Raw genomic sequence first — 17540 nt, 5'->3', positions numbered from 1 at the left:
CAAAGCAGGCTCATTGATCGTCAAAGTAACGTTCATGCCAATCCACCAATGGCTGCGGTGAATTGAGTTTCTGCCCGTAGATCACCGAGTACGACAGCACGTTCTGCACGTACTGGCGGGTTTCGTCGAACGGGATGCTTTCCACCCACACATCGAAACTCAGGTGATCTGCGCCGCGCAGCCATTGACGCACGCGGCCGGGGCCGGCGTTGTAGGCGGCGGAGGCGAGGACGCGGTTGCCGTTGAACTGGCTGTGGACCTGACTCAGATAAGCGGCACCGAGCTGGATGTTTTTGTCCGGATCGAGCACTTGCTGTGGCGAGGCCAGGGGAATGCTGAACTTGCGCGCGGTTTCCTTGGCGGTGCCGGGCATCAGTTGCATCAAGCCGCTGGCGCCAACGCCGGAACGGGCGTCGTCCATGAAGGCGCTTTCCTGACGAGTGATCGCGAACACCCAGCTCGAGTGCAGGCCACGGACCTTGGCTTCACGCACCAGGGTATCGCGGTGGGCCATCGGGAAGCGGATGTCCAGGTCGTCCCAGTACTGCGCCTTACTGATGGTGCGGATTGCCGGGAAATACCATTTCAGGTCATAGGCCAGTTTCGCCTGGGCGACCATTTCGTCCCGACTGAAATGCTGGCTGACGTGGTACCACTCGCGTCGGCCGTCGACGATCTGCCCGCGTGCATGGAATTCCAGGGCGCGTCGCACGCCTGGTGTATTGCGCACTTTGTTGATCAGTGCCTGGCTGAGCATCAGCGGTTTGTTGATCAGCGAGTAGGGAGACTGCGAACGATCGGCCGCCAGGAAGCCGTAGAAGTCGCGTTCGCGAGCCAGGCCCTTGTAAAGCGTTTGCGCTTGTGGATTCTGTGGCTGCGCCAACTCCAGGGTGCGAGCCTGCCAGTAACGCCAGCGGTTGGTGGTGGCCAGGTCCTGAGGCAGGCGGCGGGTCAACTGATAGGCGTCGTCCCAACGAGCCAGGCGCAACAGCAGGCGCAAGCGCCATTCCGAAACGGTGTTGTCCCGCAGTTCCGGGTCGTATTTGGTCATCACGTCCAGTGCGCGGCTGTCAAAACGACGCGCGAGGGTCAGGCCGATTTCCCGGGCGATCGCGACTTTCTCGTCCCGGGAGAAGTGCATGCTGCTGGCGTAGCCGTCGAGCAGGGCCATGGCCCTGTCCGGATCCTGACGGGCCAGGCGGCGCAGGCCAAGGCTGACGATGTCGGACATCGGCTCATCGGCCGGGGTAAAGCGCGACGGCTGATTCAGCAGTTCTGGTTTCTGCGCCACATCCACCAGCAGGCGACCGCGCGGGGCGAGGGTCGTCAGGCCATTGATCAGGCTGTTGGCCAGCGGGTAGTTGCCGGCCTGGGCGGCGAGCTTGGTGCGTTCCCAGCGTTTCTGTTCAGTCAGTTGACCATCGGCGGCCCACATGCCGAACACTGCATCGCATGCCTCGGGCCGGGTTTTGCCGCTCAGCCAGAGTTTGTCAGCGTTGGCGTAACCTTCGGCCTTACGGTTATGGCTGATCTGATACTGCGCGTTCAGGCAGTCCAGTTCGGTGAAATTGAGCTTGGGGTCATAATATTTGACGAACGTTTCCCAATCGCCGCGTTCAGCCAGCCAGCGCAGCCAGCGCAATTTCATCCAGTTGGCTTGCGGCAGGTCACCATGTTCGGCGAGGAAACTCTCGATTTCGGCGTTGTTCGCGGTTTTCAGTCGCGCGGTCAGTTCGTCATAGGCCAGGTAGGGTGTCAGCGGATAATCGCTGAGCGCCTGGCTATAACGGAAATATGGGCCGGAATCGCCCTTGGCCAAGGCACGCTTGGCTTCGTCGTAATATTGTCGTTGGGTAGACAGGTCTACCGCCTGGGCGGATTGAACGGCAGCGGCTGTAAGAAGCAAGCATGAAAAAAGACTGAAAAGGCGACTGCGCATGAGACATCCGGGCAGAGAAATCATGACAAGTGCCGATAAAACCGGCACCTAATTATCTGTAGCTTAGCCTTTTGCCAGCAACGGGCGAAAGCTTTGCCGACATGCCAGCATAAGTTCGCAACAATTGTTGTGCAGAGTGCTTCGACATTGAAATTGCCGGCCTTCTGTAGCCTCAAGTCAGGTAGAATGCGCGCCCGGTTTTTGGAGAAGCTCATGACCCTGCTCAAATTCAGCGATGTGTCCCTTGCTTTCGGCGCTATGCCGTTGTTGGACAAGGTGTCCTGGCAGATCGCCCGTGGTGAGCGGGTGTGCATCATCGGCCGCAACGGCACTGGCAAGTCCAGCATGATGAAGCTCGTCAAGGGCGACCAGAAGCCCGACGATGGCTCCGTTTGGCGCGCACCTGGCCTCAAGATTGGTGAATTGCCGCAAGAATTGCCGGTAGCCGACGAGCGGACCGTGTTCGACGTGGTCGCCGAAGGCCTCGACGGCGTTGGCGCGTTGCTTGCCGAATATCACCATCTGAGCCAGAACATCGTCACTGACGCCGATCTGGACAAACTGATGCACGTCCAGCACGACCTTGAAGCCCGAGATGGCTGGCGCTTGCAGCAACTGGTCGACAGCACCTTGAGCCGTCTGCAGTTGCCTGCCGACAAGACCCTCGCCGAATTGTCCGGCGGCTGGCGTCGTCGCGTCCTGTTGGCTCAGGCGCTGGTTTCCGAACCGGACCTGCTGCTGCTCGACGAGCCGACCAACCACCTGGACATCGGTGCCATCGCCTGGCTTGAAGAAGCGCTGAAGGATTTCCAGGGCGCCGTGCTGTTCATCACGCACGACCGTTCATTCCTGCAGAACCTTGCAACCCGTATCCTGGAACTGGATCGCGGCGGCTTGATCGACTGGAACGGCGATTACGCCAGCTTCCTCGTGCACAAAGAGGCCACATTGGCCGCTGAAGAAACCGCCAACGCGCTGTTCGATAAGAAACTGGCCCAAGAAGAAGTCTGGATCCGCCAGGGCATCAAGGCGCGTCGCACCCGTAACGAAGGTCGTGTCCGTGCACTGAAAGCCCTGCGCGTCGAGCGTAGCGAGCGTCGCGAGCGTACCGGCAAGGCCAACATTCAGCTCGATACCGCCGACAAGTCCGGCAAGCAAGTAATGGTGCTCGAGAACGTGAGTTTCGCTCACCCGGGCGGCCCGTTCCTGATCAAGGATTTCTCGATGGTCCTGCAGCGCGGCGACCGCATCGGTCTGCTCGGCGCCAACGGTACCGGCAAGACCACGCTGTTGAAGCTGATGCTCAACGGTCTGCAACCGACCAGCGGCACAGTGGAAGAGGGGACGCGCATCGACGTGGCCTATTTCGACCAGTTGCGCCATCAGTTGGATCTGGAAAAGACCGTGATCGACAACGTGGCTGAAGGTCGCGACTTCATCGATATCGATGGCCAGAGCCGTCACGTGCTGAGCTACCTTGGCGACTTCCTGTTCAGCCCGCAGCGTGCCCGCACGCCGGTCAAGGCGTTGTCCGGTGGTGAGCGTGCGCGTCTGCTGCTGGCCAAACTGTTCAGCAAACCGGCGAACCTGCTGGTGCTCGACGAACCGACCAACGACCTCGACGTGGAAACCCTCGAACTGCTGGAAGAGGTCTTGCTGACCTTCAACGGCACCGTGTTGATGGTCAGCCACGACCGGGCATTCCTCGACAACGTGGTCACCAGCACCCTGGTCTTCGAAGGCGAAGGCAAGGTTCGCGAATACGTCGGCGGTTATCAGGACTGGCTGCGTCAGGGCGGCTCGCCGCGCCTGCTGGGTGTGACCGAGAGCAAGTCCGGCAAAGCCGACCTGAATTCGGCTGTCGTGACGGCCGAACCTGCGCCGGTTGCTGCAGTGGAAACGCCAGCGCCGGTGGCAAAAAAGAAACTCAGCTACAAATTGCAGCGTGAGCTGGAAGCCTTGCCTGGCCAGATCGAAGCCATGGAGCAGCAGATCGCGGTGGTTGAAGCGCAGATGGCGGACGCCGGCTTCTATCAGCGTCCTCCTGCCGAGACGGCTGCAGTGATCGCTCAGCTTGAGCAGTTACAGGCTGAACTCGACGTGATGGTCGAGCGCTGGGCCGAACTGGATGCCTGATTGATCCGGCTATAAAAAAAGCCCGGCTTCACTCGCGTGAATGCCGGGCTTTTCATAGGGTATGCAATCTGGAAATTGTTACAGATCCAATGTGGGAGCGGGCTTGCTCGCGAAGGCGTTATAACATTCAGCATCTTTGGTGATTGTCAGTTCGCTTTCGCGAGCAAGCCCGCTTGGTTTTACGTTGTCAGCTTTTTTGCAGGCGTACCGCAAGTACATCGCAAGGCGCGCCGTGCAGCACGTCGTTGGCGGTGGAGCCCAGCAGCAGCGCCAGACCATGTCGACCATGACTGCCCACCACGATCAGGTCGCATGTTTGCTCCTTGGCGAGATGGTGAATCTCCTGGCGCGGCTGGCCGTAGGTCAGGTGGCTGTATTCCTTGGAGAGCTCCGGGTATTTCAGGATCAACCGCTCAAGGCGTTCCTTGGCCTGATCGAACTGTTGCTGTTGCAACTGGGAAAGGTCCATCGGCACGTCACCGCCAAAAGCCATGGCCATCGGCTCGACGATATGCACCAGGGACAGCTTTGCACCATTGCTCACCGAGAGTTCCCGAGCGCGGTGGATTACAGGATCGCACTCTTCGGTTAGATCTACAGCGACCAGAATGTGGTGGTAGGGCATGAGGTGCTCCTCCTGAGGATTGCAACATTGGTAAGTATGGCTGGTTTCAAGCGCATTGGTTTCAAAGTGACTCAATGTGCTCATCAAGAATCGGGGGTACAGATATGACGGTCTGGATAGTGGTGTCAATCCTGCTGGTGGTGTTAAGCCCGCTGGCGTGGTTGCGTCCGTCTCGTGTCCAGAGCGGGCGTATGGCCTTGCGCATGGAGGCGCGACGCATTGGCCTTGCCATGCAATTGGCGCCCCAGGAGTGGCCGCACTGGCTGAGCCAGGAGCCGCCAAGCCCTTGCGCCCAGTACCACCGGCCGCGCCGTGGCACTCAGCCGACGTGCTGGAGCTATTGGCAGAAGGCGCCGGGTGTGTGGGTCAATCAGTGGCAGGAAGTCTGCGAGGATGGAGCGCTGCTGAATCATTTCGAAAAATTGCCTGCCAACGTCTACAAGGTCGAGGCGGACAAGCAAATGATTGCCCTGTATTGGGGCGAGAAGGGCGAAGCCGAGGTTCTGCAACAGATCGACGCTACGCTCAAGGCACTCGCCTGAACTCCGATCCGTAGCAGCTGCCGAGCCTGCGAGGCTGCGTCCGGCTGCGAAGCAGTCGTAAATCAGGCACCGTGGGATATCAGGCTAATCGCGTGCTAAGGGTTTACGACGACTTCGTCGCCGAACGCAGCCTCGCAGGCTCGGCAGCTGCTACAGAGGGCAATAAAAAGCCCGACATCATCATCGGGCTGGAGTTGGCCAGGCAGGCCGGTAATTCTTTGTGGCACAGATCTTACGCTGGGCATTCGTCAAAAGCGTTCAAATTTTTTCTTCAGGGTCACGCCAGCGTAGCTTGTTAAACACAAGTTGCTGCGAATTAGGGCGACTTTTCTAACTATTGATTCTATGAATGGCCTCACATGCATCTGCGTGTTGCAGGGCTTCGTGGTACGGAAGTGACCGGAAAGTCGCGTTTCAACCAGTATTTTGGGCGATTGACAATTGCCGGAAATTCCGTGAAGGTGACACACCCAAATCAAACGGGCGTATGAATTGAGCGTTTGTATTACAGACTGCTCCTACAGAATCCCGACTATCGCGTTGGCGGGTGTGCCGGGTGAGTTGGCGTTAGCATTGACGATAAACGTCCCTGCCGAGCCAGCCGCCTGCGTCCGACGTGTACTGTTCAGCTTCCATATCGTGGAGATCAGTTGATGATTTACGAAGGTAAAGCCATCACGGTTAAGGCTCTTGAAAGTGGCATCGTCGAACTGAAGTTCGACCTCAAGGGTGAGTCCGTCAACAAGTTCAACCGTCTTACCCTGAACGAACTTCGTCAGGCTGTAGACACCATCAAGGCAGATGCTTCGATCAAGGGTGTGATCGTCAGCAGTGGCAAGGACGTATTCATCGTCGGCGCCGACATCACCGAATTCGTCGACAACTTCAAGCTGCCGGATGCCGAGCTTGTTGCTGGCAACCTCGAAGCCAACAAGATTTTCAGCGATTTCGAAGACCTCAACGTCCCGACTGTCGCCGCGATCAATGGCATCGCACTGGGCGGCGGTCTGGAAATGTGCCTGGCGGCGGATTTCCGCGTCATGGCCAGCACCGCCAAAATCGGTCTGCCGGAAGTCAAGCTGGGCATCTACCCAGGCTTCGGCGGTACCGTTCGCCTGCCGCGCATCATCGGTGCCGACAACGCTATCGAGTGGATTGCCGCCGGTAAGGAAAACCGCGCTGAAGACGCACTGAAAGTCGGTGCCGTCGACGCGGTGGTCGACTCGCAGAAGTTGCACGAAGCGGCGCTGAACCTGGTCAAGGGCGCCATCTCCGGTGAGTTTGACTACAAGGCCAAACGTCAGCCGAAGCTCGAAAAACTCAAGCTCAACGCCATCGAACAAATGATGTCGTTCGAAACCGCCAAAGGTTTCGTGGCCGGTCAGGCAGGTCCGAACTACCCGGCTCCGGTCGAAGCGATCAAGACCATCCAGAAAGCCGCGAACTTCGGTCGCGACAAGGCGCTTGAAGTCGAAGCAGCCGGTTTCGTCAAACTGGCCAAGACCTCTGCCGCACAAAGCTTGATCGGTCTGTTCCTGAACGATCAGGAGCTGAAGAAAAAGGCCAAGGCCTACGACGAAATCGCCAAGGAAGTGAAGCAGGCCGCCGTATTGGGCGCCGGCATCATGGGTGGCGGTATCGCTTATCAGTCGGCCTCCAAAGGCACGCCGATCCTGATGAAGGACATCAACGAGCACGGTATCGAGCAAGGTCTGGCTGAAGCCGCCAAGCTGCTGGTTGGCCGCGTTGATAAAGGTCGCATGACCCCCGCGAAGATGGCCGAAGTGCTCAACGGCATTCGTCCGACCCTGTCCTACGGCGATTTCGGTCACGTCGACCTGGTCGTCGAAGCTGTTGTCGAGAACCCGAAGGTCAAGCAAGCCGTTCTGGCCGAAGTCGAAGACAAGGTCAAAGAGGACACCATCCTCGCGTCCAACACTTCGACCATTTCCATCACCTTGCTGGCCAAAGCCCTCAAGCGTCCGGAAAACTTCGTCGGCATGCACTTCTTCAACCCGGTGCACATGATGCCGCTGGTTGAAGTGATCCGTGGCGAGAAGTCCAGCGAAGTGGCCGTTGCCACCACCGTTGCCTACGCCAAGAAAATGGGCAAGAACCCGATCGTCGTCAACGACTGCCCAGGCTTCCTGGTTAACCGCGTGCTGTTCCCGTACTTCGGCGGTTTCGCCAAGCTGGTCAGCGCCGGCGTGGACTTCGTCCGCATCGATAAGGTCATGGAGAAGTTCGGCTGGCCAATGGGCCCGGCATACCTGATGGACGTGGTCGGCATCGACACCGGCCACCATGGTCGTGACGTCATGGCTGAAGGCTTCCCGGATCGCATGAAGGATGATCGCCGTTCGGCCGTCGACGTGCTCTACGAAGCCAAGCGCCTGGGCCAGAAGAATGGCAAGGGCTTCTACGCCTACGAGACCGACAAGCGCGGCAAGCAGAAGAAAGTCGCCGATCCGTCGGTGCTGGAAGTGCTCAAGCCGATCGTTTTCCAACAGCTCGAAGTCACTGACGAAGACATCATCAACTGGATGATGATCCCGCTGTGCCTGGAAACCGTGCGCTGCCTGGAAGACGGCATCGTCGAAACCGCCGCTGAAGCCGACATGGGGCTGGTCTACGGTATTGGTTTCCCTCCATTCCGTGGTGGTGCGCTGCGCTACATCGATTCGATCGGTGTTGCAGAGTTCGTTGCCCTGGCTGACCAGTACGCTGATTTGGGCGCGCTGTACCACCCGACCGCGAAGCTGCGTGAAATGGCCAAGAACGGTCAGAGCTTCTTCGGTTAAGCGCCCACACTAGAGCGAGAGTGAACGTATATGAGCTTGAATCCTAGAGACGTCGTGATTGTCGACTTCGGTCGTACGCCGATGGGCCGCTCCAAGGGCGGCATGCACCGCAACACCCGCGCCGAAGACATGTCGGCACACCTGATCAGCAAATTGCTGGAACGCAACGTCAAGGTCGACCCGAGCGAAGTCGAAGACGTGATCTGGGGCTGCGTTAACCAGACCCTGGAGCAGGGCTGGAACATCGCCCGCATGGCATCCCTGATGACTCAGATTCCACACACCTCGGCCGGTCAGACCGTCAGCCGTCTGTGTGGCTCGTCGATGAGTGCGCTGCACACTGCCGCGCAAGCCATCATGACCGGCAACGGTGACGTGTTCGTCGTTGGTGGCGTCGAGCATATGGGTCACGTGAGCATGATGCACGGTGTCGATCCGAACCCGCACATGTCCCTGTACGCGGCGAAAGCCTCGGGCATGATGGGCCTGACCGCAGAAATGCTCGGCAAAATGCACGGCATTACTCGCGAACAGCAGGATGCCTTTGGCGTGCGCTCCCACCAACTCGCCCACAAGGCGACCGTGGAAGGCAAGTTCAAGGACGAAATCATCCCGATGCAGGGCTACGACGAGAACGGTTTCCTGAAACTGTTCGACTACGACGAAACCATTCGTCCGGAAACCACCCTGGAAAGCCTGGCGGCTCTGAAGCCGGCGTTTAATCCGAAGGGCGGCACCGTGACCGCTGGTACTTCGTCGCAGATCACCGATGGTGCTTCGTGCATGATCGTGATGTCGGCACAGCGTGCCCAGGACCTGGGCATCCAGCCGCTGGCGGTGATTCGCTCGATGGCAGTGGCAGGTGTGGACCCGGCGATCATGGGCTATGGTCCAGTACCGGCAACGCAGAAAGCATTGAAGCGCGCGGGCCTTGGCATCAACGATATCGACTTCTTCGAGCTCAACGAAGCTTTCGCTGCACAGGCCCTGCCAGTGCTGAAAGATCTGAAAGTGCTCGACAAGATGAACGAGAAGGTTAACCTGCACGGCGGCGCGATCGCCCTGGGTCACCCGTTCGGTTGCTCCGGTGCACGTATTTCGGGCACCTTGCTGAACGTGATGAAGCAGAATGGCGGCACCTTCGGGGTGGCTACCATGTGCATTGGTCTCGGCCAAGGCATCTCCACCGTCTTCGAACGCGTTTAAGCGTTTCGTCGATGGAAGCCGGGGCCAAGTGCCCCGGTTTTTGTTTTTCCGGATTTATTTTGTTTTTATTTTGAAAAAATTTGAGTGAGGGCCAAAGCATGCCGATACAACCTGGGCTCTACCAACATTACAAAGGTCCGCAGTACCGCGTATTCAGTGTTGCGCGGCATTCGGAGACCGAAGAAGAAGTGGTCTTCTACCAAGCCCTGTATGGCGATTACGGCTTTTGGGTGCGCCCCTTGAGCATGTTCCTGGAGTCGGTCGAGGTTGACGGCGAACAGGTGCCACGCTTTGCTTTGGTGCAAGCCGAACCGAGCATTTTTCCGCAGCCATGAGGGGAGTGCGCGCAGAACCCTGCGCTTGACCTCACCTTGTAGCCACTATATATAGCGGTGCCGCGTCAGGCGCCAATCGCCTTTCACTTCTAGAATTCAGGAATTTTCTGATCCATGGGCAAATCGCTGGTCATTGTGGAATCCCCGGCTAAGGCCAAGACCATCAACAAGTATCTGGGTAACCAATACGTGGTGAAGTCGAGTATCGGCCATATCCGAGACCTGCCCACCAGCGGTTCGGCTAGCGCCAGCAAAGAGCCTGCCGCCAAGCGTGGCAAGGCCGCCGCAGGTGAAGGTCCGGTGCTCACGCCGAAAGAGAAGGCGCGCAAGCAGCTGGTCTCGCGCATGGGTGTCGATCCAGATCATGGCTGGAAAGCCAAGTACGAGATCCTCCCGGGCAAGGAAAAGGTTATCGAAGAGCTGCGCCGGCTCGCCAAAGATGCTGACACCATCTATCTCGCAACCGACTTGGATCGCGAGGGGGAAGCCATTGCATGGCACCTGCGCGAAGCCATCGGTGGTGACGACAGCCGCTACAAGCGCGTGGTGTTCAACGAAATCACCAAAAAAGCGATCCAGGAAGCTTTCTCCCAGCCGGGCGAGCTGGACATCGATCGCGTAAACGCTCAGCAGGCGCGTCGCTTCCTCGACCGCGTGGTGGGTTACATGGTTTCGCCACTGCTGTGGGCGAAGGTTGCTCGTGGCTTGTCCGCCGGTCGCGTGCAATCGGTTGCCGTGAAGCTGGTGGTCGAGCGTGAGCGTGAAATCCGCGCGTTCAACCCGGAAGAGTACTGGGAAGTTCACGCCGACCTCGGCACCGCCAAGGGCGCGACTGTGCGCTTCGACGTGGCTCGCGAGAAAGGCGAAGCCTTCAAGCCGCTCAACGAAGCCCAGGCCATGGCCGCGCTGGAGAAGCTCAAGGCTTCCAGCTACAGCATCGTCAAGCGCGAAGACAAACCGACCAGCAGCAAGCCGTCGGCACCGTTCATCACCTCCACCCTGCAGCAGGCTGCGAGTAATCGCCTGGGCTTCGGTGTGAAGAAAACCATGATGATGGCCCAGCGTCTGTATGAGGCCGGCTACATCACTTATATGCGTACCGACTCCACCAACCTCTCGGCCGATGCCGTGACGATGGCGCGTACTTATATTGAAGGCGAATTCGGCAAGAAGTACCTGCCGGAAACCCCGAACGTCTACAGCAGCAAGGAAGGCGCACAAGAGGCTCACGAAGCGATTCGTCCGTCCGACGCCAATACCGAGCCAAGCAAGCTGTCGGGCATGGAGCGTGATGCCGAGCGGCTTTACGAGCTGATCTGGCGCCAGTTCCTCGCCTGCCAGATGCTGCCGGCCCAATACCTGTCGACCACGGTCACTGTCGGTGCCGGTGACTTCGAGTTGCGCGCCAAGGGCCGTATCCTGAAGTTCGACGGTTACACCCGCGTCATGCCGCAAATTACCAAGCCTGGCGATGACGACGTGCTGCCGGACATGGCCCAGGGCGATGCGATGAAGCTGATCAAGCTTGATCCGACCCAGCACTTCACCAAGCCGCCGGCGCGTTACTCGGAAGCGAGCCTGGTAAAGGAAATGGAAAAACGCGGCATCGGTCGTCCTTCGACCTACGCGGCGATCATTTCGACCATTCAGGACCGCGGCTACGTGGCGCTGCACAACCGTCGTTTCTATTCGGAAAAGATGGGCGACATCGTCACCGAGCGTCTGGCCGAGAGCTTCTCCAATCTCATGGACTACGGCTTCACCGCCGGCATGGAAGAGAATCTCGATGACGTGGCCCAGGGCGAACGCGACTGGAAAAACGTGCTCGACGAGTTTTACGGCGACTTCAAGAAGAAACTCGAAGTGGCCGAAAGCGCCGAAGGCGGCATGCGCGCCAACCAGCCGGTAATGACTGATATTCCATGCGTGGTGTGCGGTCGTCCGATGCAGATCCGTACTGCATCGACCGGCGTGTTCCTCGGTTGCTCGGGCTACAGCCTGCCGCCGAAAGAGCGCTGCAAGGCCACCGTCAACCTGGTGCCGGGCGACGAAATCGCTGCGGACGACGAGGGTGAGTCTGAGTCGCTGGTTCTGCGCGGCAAGCACCGTTGCCCGATCTGCAGCACAGCGATGGACGCTTACCTGCTCGACGAGAAGCGCAAGCTGCACATCTGCGGTAACAACCCGGATTGCGCAGGCTATGAGATCGAAGAGGGCGCTTACCGCATCAAGGGCTACGAAGGTCCGAGCCTGGAATGCGACAAGTGCGGCAGCGAGATGCAGCTCAAGACCGGCCGTTTCGGCAAGTTCTTCGGTTGCACCAACGCAACCTGCAAGAACACCCGCAAGCTGCTGAAAAGCGGTGATGCGGCGCCGCCGAAGATGGATCCGGTGAAGATGCCTGAGCTCAAATGCGAAAAGGTCAACGACACCTATATCCTGCGTGACGGTGCTTCCGGCCTGTTCCTGGCGGCCAGCCAGTTCCCGAAAAACCGCGAGACCCGTGCTCCATTGGTCATGGAGATCGTGCCGCACAAGGATGAGATCGATCCGAAGTACCACTTCCTCTGCGAAGCGCCGAAGAAAGATCCTGACGGTCTGCCAGCAGTGATCCGTTACAGCCGCAAGACCAAAGAACAATACGTGCAGACGGAAGTCGACGGTAAGCCGACTGGCTGGAAAGCGTATTACGATGGCGGCAAGTGGACGGTTGAAGACAAGCGTCCAGCAGCCAAGGCTTAAAAGCCGCTGCACATAAAAAGGCCGCATGACAACCCTCGGGTTTTCATGCGGCCTTTTTGTTTTGGGCTTGCGGTGAGCTTGGGTGATCCACGACACTGTCAGACCTGCGTGAAGCAATTATTTCGTTGTGGAGGCTGCCGTCATGGCCCACGAACTCTATACCCGTACCAACCAGAAAATTTATTTCGCCGGCTTGTCGCTGGAAGCGCTCGCCAAGGCCGAAGAGGGGCGGGCGATGAACTCCCTCGCGCTGATTCAGGCCGGGCGCGAATCGGCGTTGTTTCACCTGTACGGAGCGCTGTTGGGGCTGTGCCATGAAATCGCCGGTTTCTATCGCTTGCCTCAGGCCAATGCGCCGCGGGCAGAGATGCTGCTGACCCGCGAAGTGCTCGAAACCATCGCTATTCCGGAAATGGCCGAGATGGTCGAGTTGGCGCAAAACCCTGAAACCTGGCTGGCCAAGCTGCTGTCGGCTTATGCCGCGCTGTTTCAACCGCCTCGTGCTCCACACAAGCCCAAGGGTGATGTGACGCAGCCGCTTATTCTGGCCGTCAACCTGGACGAAGAAGAGGCGCCTGAAGAGCTAAGCCGGGAAGAACTGGAGAGCTGGCGCCAGAACCTGAAAAGCTTGGCGATCCGGTTTCGCGAAGGGCTGAACGAGTGCTGAAAGATTGAGTGTTCGGCGAATGGTCCGCTCAAGGAAGCATGCTGTCAGAAATTTCTCTTCGTGATGGCATCTGGTCAAGATCCCGAGCGAAGCTTGGCCGATGCCTATATAATCCCCGCCTTTCGTGGAGAACAGACCTTTATGCCAACGTCCTTTCTAGAAATTGTCGAGTTACCAGACGGCCGAATTGAGCTGCGCAGGGCCGAGGACGAGGGTTCTCTGGTTACTTTGGATTTCTCCGAGGATGCCAAGGCTTTCCTGCAAGGCCAGCACGTGGAAGTTGCCAAGGCAATGTTGAGCGTTGGTGTTCAGATGGCAGGACGTCTGGTTGAAGGCGAATTTGATAAGGAAGAGGGGCCACGGGTTCTTCATTGATCCCGCCCGTCGGATTTTGCGGATACCTCTACAGACCGGCTTCTCTATCCTTGGAGAAGCCCCGCGCTGTTCAGTGCAAACACTGTTTTGTCAGTTAACCCAGCCGAATATTCAGACTTTGCGCATCCCCGGTACGGGCGGCGCTGATCAGCTGTTGCCGCGACGATGTGCTCAACGGGTTTAGCCAGCTGACGACCGTATGGCTGCGGCCAAGTCGCAAAGCTTCACAGGTCAGCTGCTGAGCGCTCTGTGTGCCGCGTGGTTGCAGCAGCAGAATGCGTTCACGGTTCAGGCCGGCGTCTCGCAGCCAGGCCTGGGTCAGGCTGGCGGGCGGGGCGATCAGCGTCAGCCAGCGAGCGTCCTGATCCTGGCTCAGCTCCCTGAGGATTGGTGCCAGAAGGTTCAGGCAGTTCCCGGCCGCGCCACGCAATGACAGCTCGCTGAAGACTTCGGGCTCGGCGCTCCAGGGCGACTCGACCACTTCTTTCAGGATCGGCGCCAGCGGCTGCGCCATGAATGCCTCGAACAACGGCAGTTGGGCTTGCTGTGAAGTGTGTGGGAACTGCATAAAGCCTCCTTTAGCGGCGAATCACGCCGACGCTCAAGCCTTCGATCACCAGTTCCTGATCTTTCAGGTTGACTTCGATAGGGGCAAATTCAGGGTTTTCGGCAATCAGCCAGACTTTGCTGCCGTCGCGCTTGAAGCGCTTGACGGTCACTTCGTCGCCAATCCGCGCCACCACGATCTGACCGTTACGGGCTTCGCGGGTGGTATGGACGGCCAGTAGGTCTCCGTCGAAAATGCCGACGTCCTTCATGCTCATGCCATGGACCCGCAACAGATAGTCAGCGCGAGGGTGGAAGAACGAAGGGTTGATGTTGCAGGATTCTTCGATGTGCTGCTGGGCGAGGATCGGAGCGCCTGCTGCCACTCGGCCGATGATCGGCAGGGTAGAATCGTCGGCCTTGGCTTCGAAGCCGGGGATGCGAATGCCACGGGAGGCGCCCGGGGTCATCTCGATCGCGCCCTTGCGGGCCAGTGCCTTGAGGTGTTCTTCCGCCGCGTTGGGCGACTTGAAGCCCAGTTCCTGAGCGATTTCCGCGCGGGTTGGCGGGTAGCCGTTGTCTTCGAGGCAGCGTTTGATGAAGGCCAGAATCTCTGCTTGGCGTGGCGTCAGCTTTAGCATATTGATCGCTCTGTCTTTTTATACAGTGACTGGGATTATATACAGTGAACCGGTCTTGGCAATGCCCCTTTTTTTGCCGGCCGCTGGACGGTCATTCAGCTCACCGATTGAAGCGCCAGTGTTGTATGGTTAAATAGCTGACCGACCATTCCCAAAACGAACCCGCCAGACTTGACAAGGCCTGGGCTGAAACGTATGTTTCAAACAAGTGTTTGTCAGGCGGAGTAGCCATGGCCCAGTCGGAAACCGTTGAACGCATTCTCGATGCTGCCGAGCAATTGTTCGCGGAAAAAGGTTTCGCTGAAACCTCGTTGCGTCTGATCACCAGCAAGGCCGGTGTCAATCTGGCGGCGGTGAACTATCACTTCGGATCGAAGAAGGCGCTGATTCAAGCGGTCTTCTCGCGTTTTCTCGGGCCGTTCTGCCTCAGTCTCGATAAAGAGCTGGAGCGCCGTCAGGCCAAACCCGAGAACAAACCGACCCTCGAAGAATTGCTGGAGATCCTCGTCGAGCAAGCCCTGGTGGTGCAACCACGCAGCGGCAACGACCTGTCCATCTTCATGCGTTTGCTGGGGCTGGCTTTCAGTCAGAGCCAAGGGCACTTGCGTCGTTATCTGGAAGACATGTACGGCAAGGTTTTCCGCCGCTACATGCTGCTGGTCAACGAAGCCGCGCCACGCATTCCTCCGATCGAACTGTTCTGGCGCGTGCACTTCATGCTCGGTGCAGCGGCATTCAGCATGTCGGGGATCAAGGCCTTGCGTGCGATTGCCGAGACCGATTTCGGCGTCAACACTTCCATCGAGCAAGTGATGCGTCTGATGGTGCCATTCCTGGCTGCGGGCATGCGTGCCGAAACCGGCGTCACCGACACCGCCATGGCTGCCGCGCAATTGCGTCCGCGCAGTAAATCGACTCCGGTAGCCGCCAAGGTTTAACCGCACACGGGTGGGCGCGGTGGCGGACATCCGCTAAGCTAGGCGCCCATGCCGACTCTCGTTTTGAACCCCCTCATTGATATCGCCGACCTGCCGGGCTCAGCCCATGGCGGCGAATTCGTGCGAGCCGGGTTTATCGTAATCAAGGAAATTCCATGACTGCTGGCCTGCAAGGCTCGTTGATGGTGGACGTCGCCGGTACCTGGCTGACGTCTGAAGATCGCCAATTGTTGCGCCAGCCCGAAGTGGGCGGTCTGATCATTTTTGCCCGCAACATCGAACACCCGCGTCAGGTGCGCGAATTGAGCGCCGCGATCCGCGCCATTCGCCCTGATCTGCTGCTGGCGGTGGACCAGGAGGGCGGTCGGGTTCAGCGACTGCGTCAGGGCTTCGTGCGACTGCCCGCCATGCGCGCCATCGCCGACAACCCGAATGCCGAATACCTGGCCGAGCAGTGCGGCTGGATCATGGCGACCGAAGTGCTTGCGGTCGGTCTCGACCTGAGCTTCGCCCCGGTGCTGGACCTGGACTACCAACGCAGCGCCGTTGTCGGCACCCGTTCGTTCGAAGGTGATCCCGAGCGCGCAGCCTTGCTCGCCGGTGCATTCATCCGTGGCATGAACAGCGCCGGGATGGCTGCCACCGGCAAGCATTTCCCCGGTCATGGCTGGGCCGAGGCCGATTCCCACGTTGCGATTCCCAATGACGAACGCAGCCTCGAAGAGATCCGCGCCAACGACCTGGTGCCGTTCGCGCGATTGAGCAAGCAATTGGCCGCCGTCATGCCGGCCCACGTTATTTATCCACAAGTCGATTCCCAGCCTGCCGGTTTCTCCCGTCGCTGGTTGCAGGACATCCTGCGCGGCGAGCTGCAGTTCGATGGCGTGATCTTCAGTGACGACCTGTCGATGGCCGGTGCGCACGTGGTGGGCGATGCCGCCAGTCGCATCGAAGCGGCATTGACCGCCGGTTGCGACATGGGCCTGGTGTGCAACGACCGCGCGGCGGCCGAGTTGGCCTTGAGTGCCGCCCAGCGGTTGAAGGTCAAGCCTTCGGCGCGTATCGCGCGGATGCGTGGGCAGGCGTACGCCAGCACCGAATACCGTCAAGACCCGCGCTGGCTGACGGCCGTCGGCGCGCTCAAAGAAGCTCAATTGATTGATTAAGGACTTTTCGTTATGACGGTTTACGCGATTATCGGTGGCACCGGCCTGACTCAACTCGAAGGCTTGAGCATTCTTCAGTCATTGGCGGTGGACACCCCTTACGGTGCGCCTTCGGCCGAGGTGCAGATCGGTGAGTACGCCGGCAAGGAAGTGCTGTTTCTCGCACGTCACGGCCACCCACACCGCTTCCCGCCGCATCAGGTGAACTACCGCGCCAATCTGTGGGCCTTGAAGCAAGCCGGAGCTGAAGCGATTCTCGCGGTCAACGCCGTGGGCGGGATTCATGCCGCGATGGGCACCGGGCATTTCTGCGTGCCGCATCAATTGATCGACTACACCAGCGGTCGCGAACACACCTATTTCGCCGATGACCTGGAACAGGTTACACACATCGACTTCAGCTATCCCTACAGCGAACCCCTGCGTCAGCGATTAATCGCGGCGTTGGCGGCTGAAGGCGTCGGCTATAGCAGCCATGGCGTGTACGCCTGCACTCAAGGGCCACGTCTGGAAACAGTTGCTGAAATCGCGAGGCTGGAACGTGACGGTTGCGACATCGTCGGCATGACCGGTATGCCAGAAGCTGCATTGGCGCGTGAACTGGAACTGGACTATGCCTGTCTGGCGCTGGTGGTGAACCCGGCGGCGGGCAAATCGACGGCGGTGATTACCATGGCCGAGATTGAACAGGCATTGCATGACGGGATGGGCAAAGTGAAGTCGACGTTGGCGCGGGTATTGAAGGGCTAAGCTCGTTTCAGTCATGACCAGATCGTGAAATACAAGCGCCGTAAGGCACTTGCCATCGCCCTGACGTTAACGTAAAGATTGCGGCAGGGCGCTGATCTTAAAAAAGCGCAGGGCGGACCGATCCGGAGCGC

Annotated in this window: 15 protein-coding genes; 11 read left to right on the top strand and 4 right to left on the bottom strand. The window is 58.9% G+C overall.

The window, feature by feature from the left end:
- Positions 1-10: 10 nt before the first annotated feature.
- Complete coding sequence (locus AC30D7_RS11525; RefSeq protein ID WP_019579912.1) at positions 11-1939, bottom strand: transglycosylase SLT domain-containing protein; 1929 nt, start codon at positions 1937-1939, stop codon at positions 11-13.
- Between the two features lie 213 nt (positions 1940-2152).
- Here AC30D7_RS11525 and AC30D7_RS11520 point away from each other — a divergent pair, with 213 nt between their 5' ends.
- The gene (locus tag AC30D7_RS11520; RefSeq protein ID WP_018925314.1) at positions 2153-4075 is read left to right on the top strand and encodes an ATP-binding cassette domain-containing protein; all 1923 of its coding nucleotides are present in this window, start codon (positions 2153-2155) and stop codon (positions 4073-4075) included.
- A 187-nt stretch (positions 4076-4262) separates the two neighbouring features.
- Here the strand turns inward: AC30D7_RS11520 and AC30D7_RS11515 are convergent, their stop codons facing one another.
- The gene (locus AC30D7_RS11515) at positions 4263-4700 is read right to left on the bottom strand and encodes a universal stress protein (RefSeq protein ID WP_007933196.1); all 438 of its coding nucleotides are present in this window, start codon (positions 4698-4700) and stop codon (positions 4263-4265) included.
- A gap of 104 nt (positions 4701-4804) precedes the next feature.
- On the opposite strand from AC30D7_RS11515, the gene AC30D7_RS11510 reads away from it, so the two are divergent.
- The 7 genes from AC30D7_RS11510 to AC30D7_RS11480 all read left to right on the top strand — a co-directional run bounded on the left by AC30D7_RS11510 (position 4805) and on the right by AC30D7_RS11480 (position 13368).
- Positions 4805-5242, top strand: coding sequence for a hypothetical protein (locus AC30D7_RS11510; protein WP_490134139.1), 438 nt, complete (start codon positions 4805-4807; stop codon positions 5240-5242).
- 653 nt (positions 5243-5895) lie between these two features.
- On the top strand, positions 5896-8043 hold the full coding sequence (fadB, locus tag AC30D7_RS11505) for a fatty acid oxidation complex subunit alpha FadB (RefSeq protein ID WP_490134138.1): 2148 nt from the start codon (positions 5896-5898) through the stop codon (positions 8041-8043).
- 30 nt (positions 8044-8073) lie between these two features.
- Positions 8074-9249, top strand: a complete 1176-nt coding sequence (gene fadA / locus AC30D7_RS11500; protein ID WP_007933190.1) for an acetyl-CoA C-acyltransferase FadA — start codon at positions 8074-8076, stop codon at positions 9247-9249.
- Between the two features lie 98 nt (positions 9250-9347).
- Positions 9348-9584, top strand: coding sequence for a DUF1653 domain-containing protein (locus AC30D7_RS11495; protein ID WP_007933188.1), 237 nt, complete (start codon positions 9348-9350; stop codon positions 9582-9584).
- Between the two features lie 114 nt (positions 9585-9698).
- Positions 9699-12326 carry a type I DNA topoisomerase gene (topA, locus tag AC30D7_RS11490; RefSeq protein ID WP_490134137.1) on the top strand — a complete coding sequence of 876 codons (2628 nt, stop codon included), beginning with the start codon at positions 9699-9701 and terminating at the stop codon, positions 12324-12326.
- 142 nt (positions 12327-12468) lie between these two features.
- A complete protein-coding gene (locus AC30D7_RS11485; RefSeq protein WP_007933174.1) occupies positions 12469-12993 on the top strand; it encodes a DUF6586 family protein in 525 nt (174 codons plus the stop codon).
- 141 nt (positions 12994-13134) lie between these two features.
- The gene (locus AC30D7_RS11480) at positions 13135-13368 is read left to right on the top strand and encodes a hypothetical protein (protein WP_007933173.1); all 234 of its coding nucleotides are present in this window, start codon (positions 13135-13137) and stop codon (positions 13366-13368) included.
- A gap of 94 nt (positions 13369-13462) precedes the next feature.
- Here AC30D7_RS11480 and sulA read toward each other — a convergent pair whose 3' ends face one another.
- Both sulA and lexA read right to left on the bottom strand, forming a co-directional pair.
- Positions 13463-13936 carry an SOS-induced cell division inhibitor SulA gene (gene sulA, locus AC30D7_RS11475; RefSeq protein WP_018925320.1) on the bottom strand — a complete coding sequence of 158 codons (474 nt, stop codon included), beginning with the start codon at positions 13934-13936 and terminating at the stop codon, positions 13463-13465.
- A gap of 10 nt (positions 13937-13946) precedes the next feature.
- Positions 13947-14555 (bottom strand): transcriptional repressor LexA, encoded by a 609-nt coding sequence (gene lexA / locus AC30D7_RS11470; RefSeq protein ID WP_026286346.1) that lies wholly within the window; start codon positions 14553-14555, stop codon positions 13947-13949.
- Between the two features lie 230 nt (positions 14556-14785).
- Here lexA and AC30D7_RS11465 point away from each other — a divergent pair, with 230 nt between their 5' ends.
- The 3 genes from AC30D7_RS11465 (at position 14786) to AC30D7_RS11455 (ending at position 17409) form a co-directional block, all read left to right on the top strand.
- A complete protein-coding gene (locus AC30D7_RS11465; RefSeq protein ID WP_018925321.1) occupies positions 14786-15493 on the top strand; it encodes a TetR/AcrR family transcriptional regulator in 708 nt (235 codons plus the stop codon).
- A gap of 155 nt (positions 15494-15648) precedes the next feature.
- Entirely contained in the window at positions 15649-16659 is a 1011-nt protein-coding gene (nagZ, locus tag AC30D7_RS11460) for a beta-N-acetylhexosaminidase (protein WP_019579917.1), read from the top strand.
- Positions 16660-16671: 12 nt separating this feature from the next.
- The gene (locus AC30D7_RS11455; protein WP_490134136.1) at positions 16672-17409 is read left to right on the top strand and encodes an S-methyl-5'-thioinosine phosphorylase; all 738 of its coding nucleotides are present in this window, start codon (positions 16672-16674) and stop codon (positions 17407-17409) included.
- Positions 17410-17540 lie beyond the last annotated feature (131 nt).

It is taken from the genome of Pseudomonas sp. DF5, from assembly GCF_058148225.1.
The sequence above is the reverse complement of the archived record's forward strand: the minus strand, read 5'-3'. Positions and strand labels throughout refer to the sequence as shown.

What these genes read in the sequence shown, in the direction of transcription:
- topA (WP_490134137.1), top strand. Translation starts at nt 9,699, where the DNA reads ATGGGCAAATCGCTGGTCATTGTGGAATCCCCGGCTAAGGCCAAGACC.
- AC30D7_RS11485 (WP_007933174.1), top strand. Translation starts at nt 12,469, where the DNA reads ATGGCCCACGAACTCTATACCCGTACCAACCAGAAAATTTATTTCGCC.
- AC30D7_RS11465 (WP_018925321.1), top strand. Translation starts at nt 14,786, where the DNA reads ATGGCCCAGTCGGAAACCGTTGAACGCATTCTCGATGCTGCCGAGCAA.
- AC30D7_RS11525 (WP_019579912.1), bottom strand. Translation starts at nt 1,939, where the DNA reads ATGCGCAGTCGCCTTTTCAGTCTTTTTTCATGCTTGCTTCTTACAGCC.
- AC30D7_RS11515 (WP_007933196.1), bottom strand. Translation starts at nt 4,700, where the DNA reads ATGCCCTACCACCACATTCTGGTCGCTGTAGATCTAACCGAAGAGTGC.
- sulA (WP_018925320.1), bottom strand. Translation starts at nt 13,936, where the DNA reads ATGCAGTTCCCACACACTTCACAGCAAGCCCAACTGCCGTTGTTCGAG.
- AC30D7_RS11495 (WP_007933188.1), top strand. Translation starts at nt 9,348, where the DNA reads ATGCCGATACAACCTGGGCTCTACCAACATTACAAAGGTCCGCAGTAC.
- AC30D7_RS11510 (WP_490134139.1), top strand. Translation starts at nt 4,805, where the DNA reads ATGACGGTCTGGATAGTGGTGTCAATCCTGCTGGTGGTGTTAAGCCCG.
- AC30D7_RS11520 (WP_018925314.1), top strand. Translation starts at nt 2,153, where the DNA reads ATGACCCTGCTCAAATTCAGCGATGTGTCCCTTGCTTTCGGCGCTATG.
- AC30D7_RS11480 (WP_007933173.1), top strand. Translation starts at nt 13,135, where the DNA reads ATGCCAACGTCCTTTCTAGAAATTGTCGAGTTACCAGACGGCCGAATT.
- nagZ (WP_019579917.1), top strand. Translation starts at nt 15,649, where the DNA reads ATGACTGCTGGCCTGCAAGGCTCGTTGATGGTGGACGTCGCCGGTACC.
- AC30D7_RS11455 (WP_490134136.1), top strand. Translation starts at nt 16,672, where the DNA reads ATGACGGTTTACGCGATTATCGGTGGCACCGGCCTGACTCAACTCGAA.
- lexA (WP_026286346.1), bottom strand. Translation starts at nt 14,555, where the DNA reads ATGCTAAAGCTGACGCCACGCCAAGCAGAGATTCTGGCCTTCATCAAA.
- fadB (WP_490134138.1), top strand. Translation starts at nt 5,896, where the DNA reads ATGATTTACGAAGGTAAAGCCATCACGGTTAAGGCTCTTGAAAGTGGC.
- fadA (WP_007933190.1), top strand. Translation starts at nt 8,074, where the DNA reads ATGAGCTTGAATCCTAGAGACGTCGTGATTGTCGACTTCGGTCGTACG.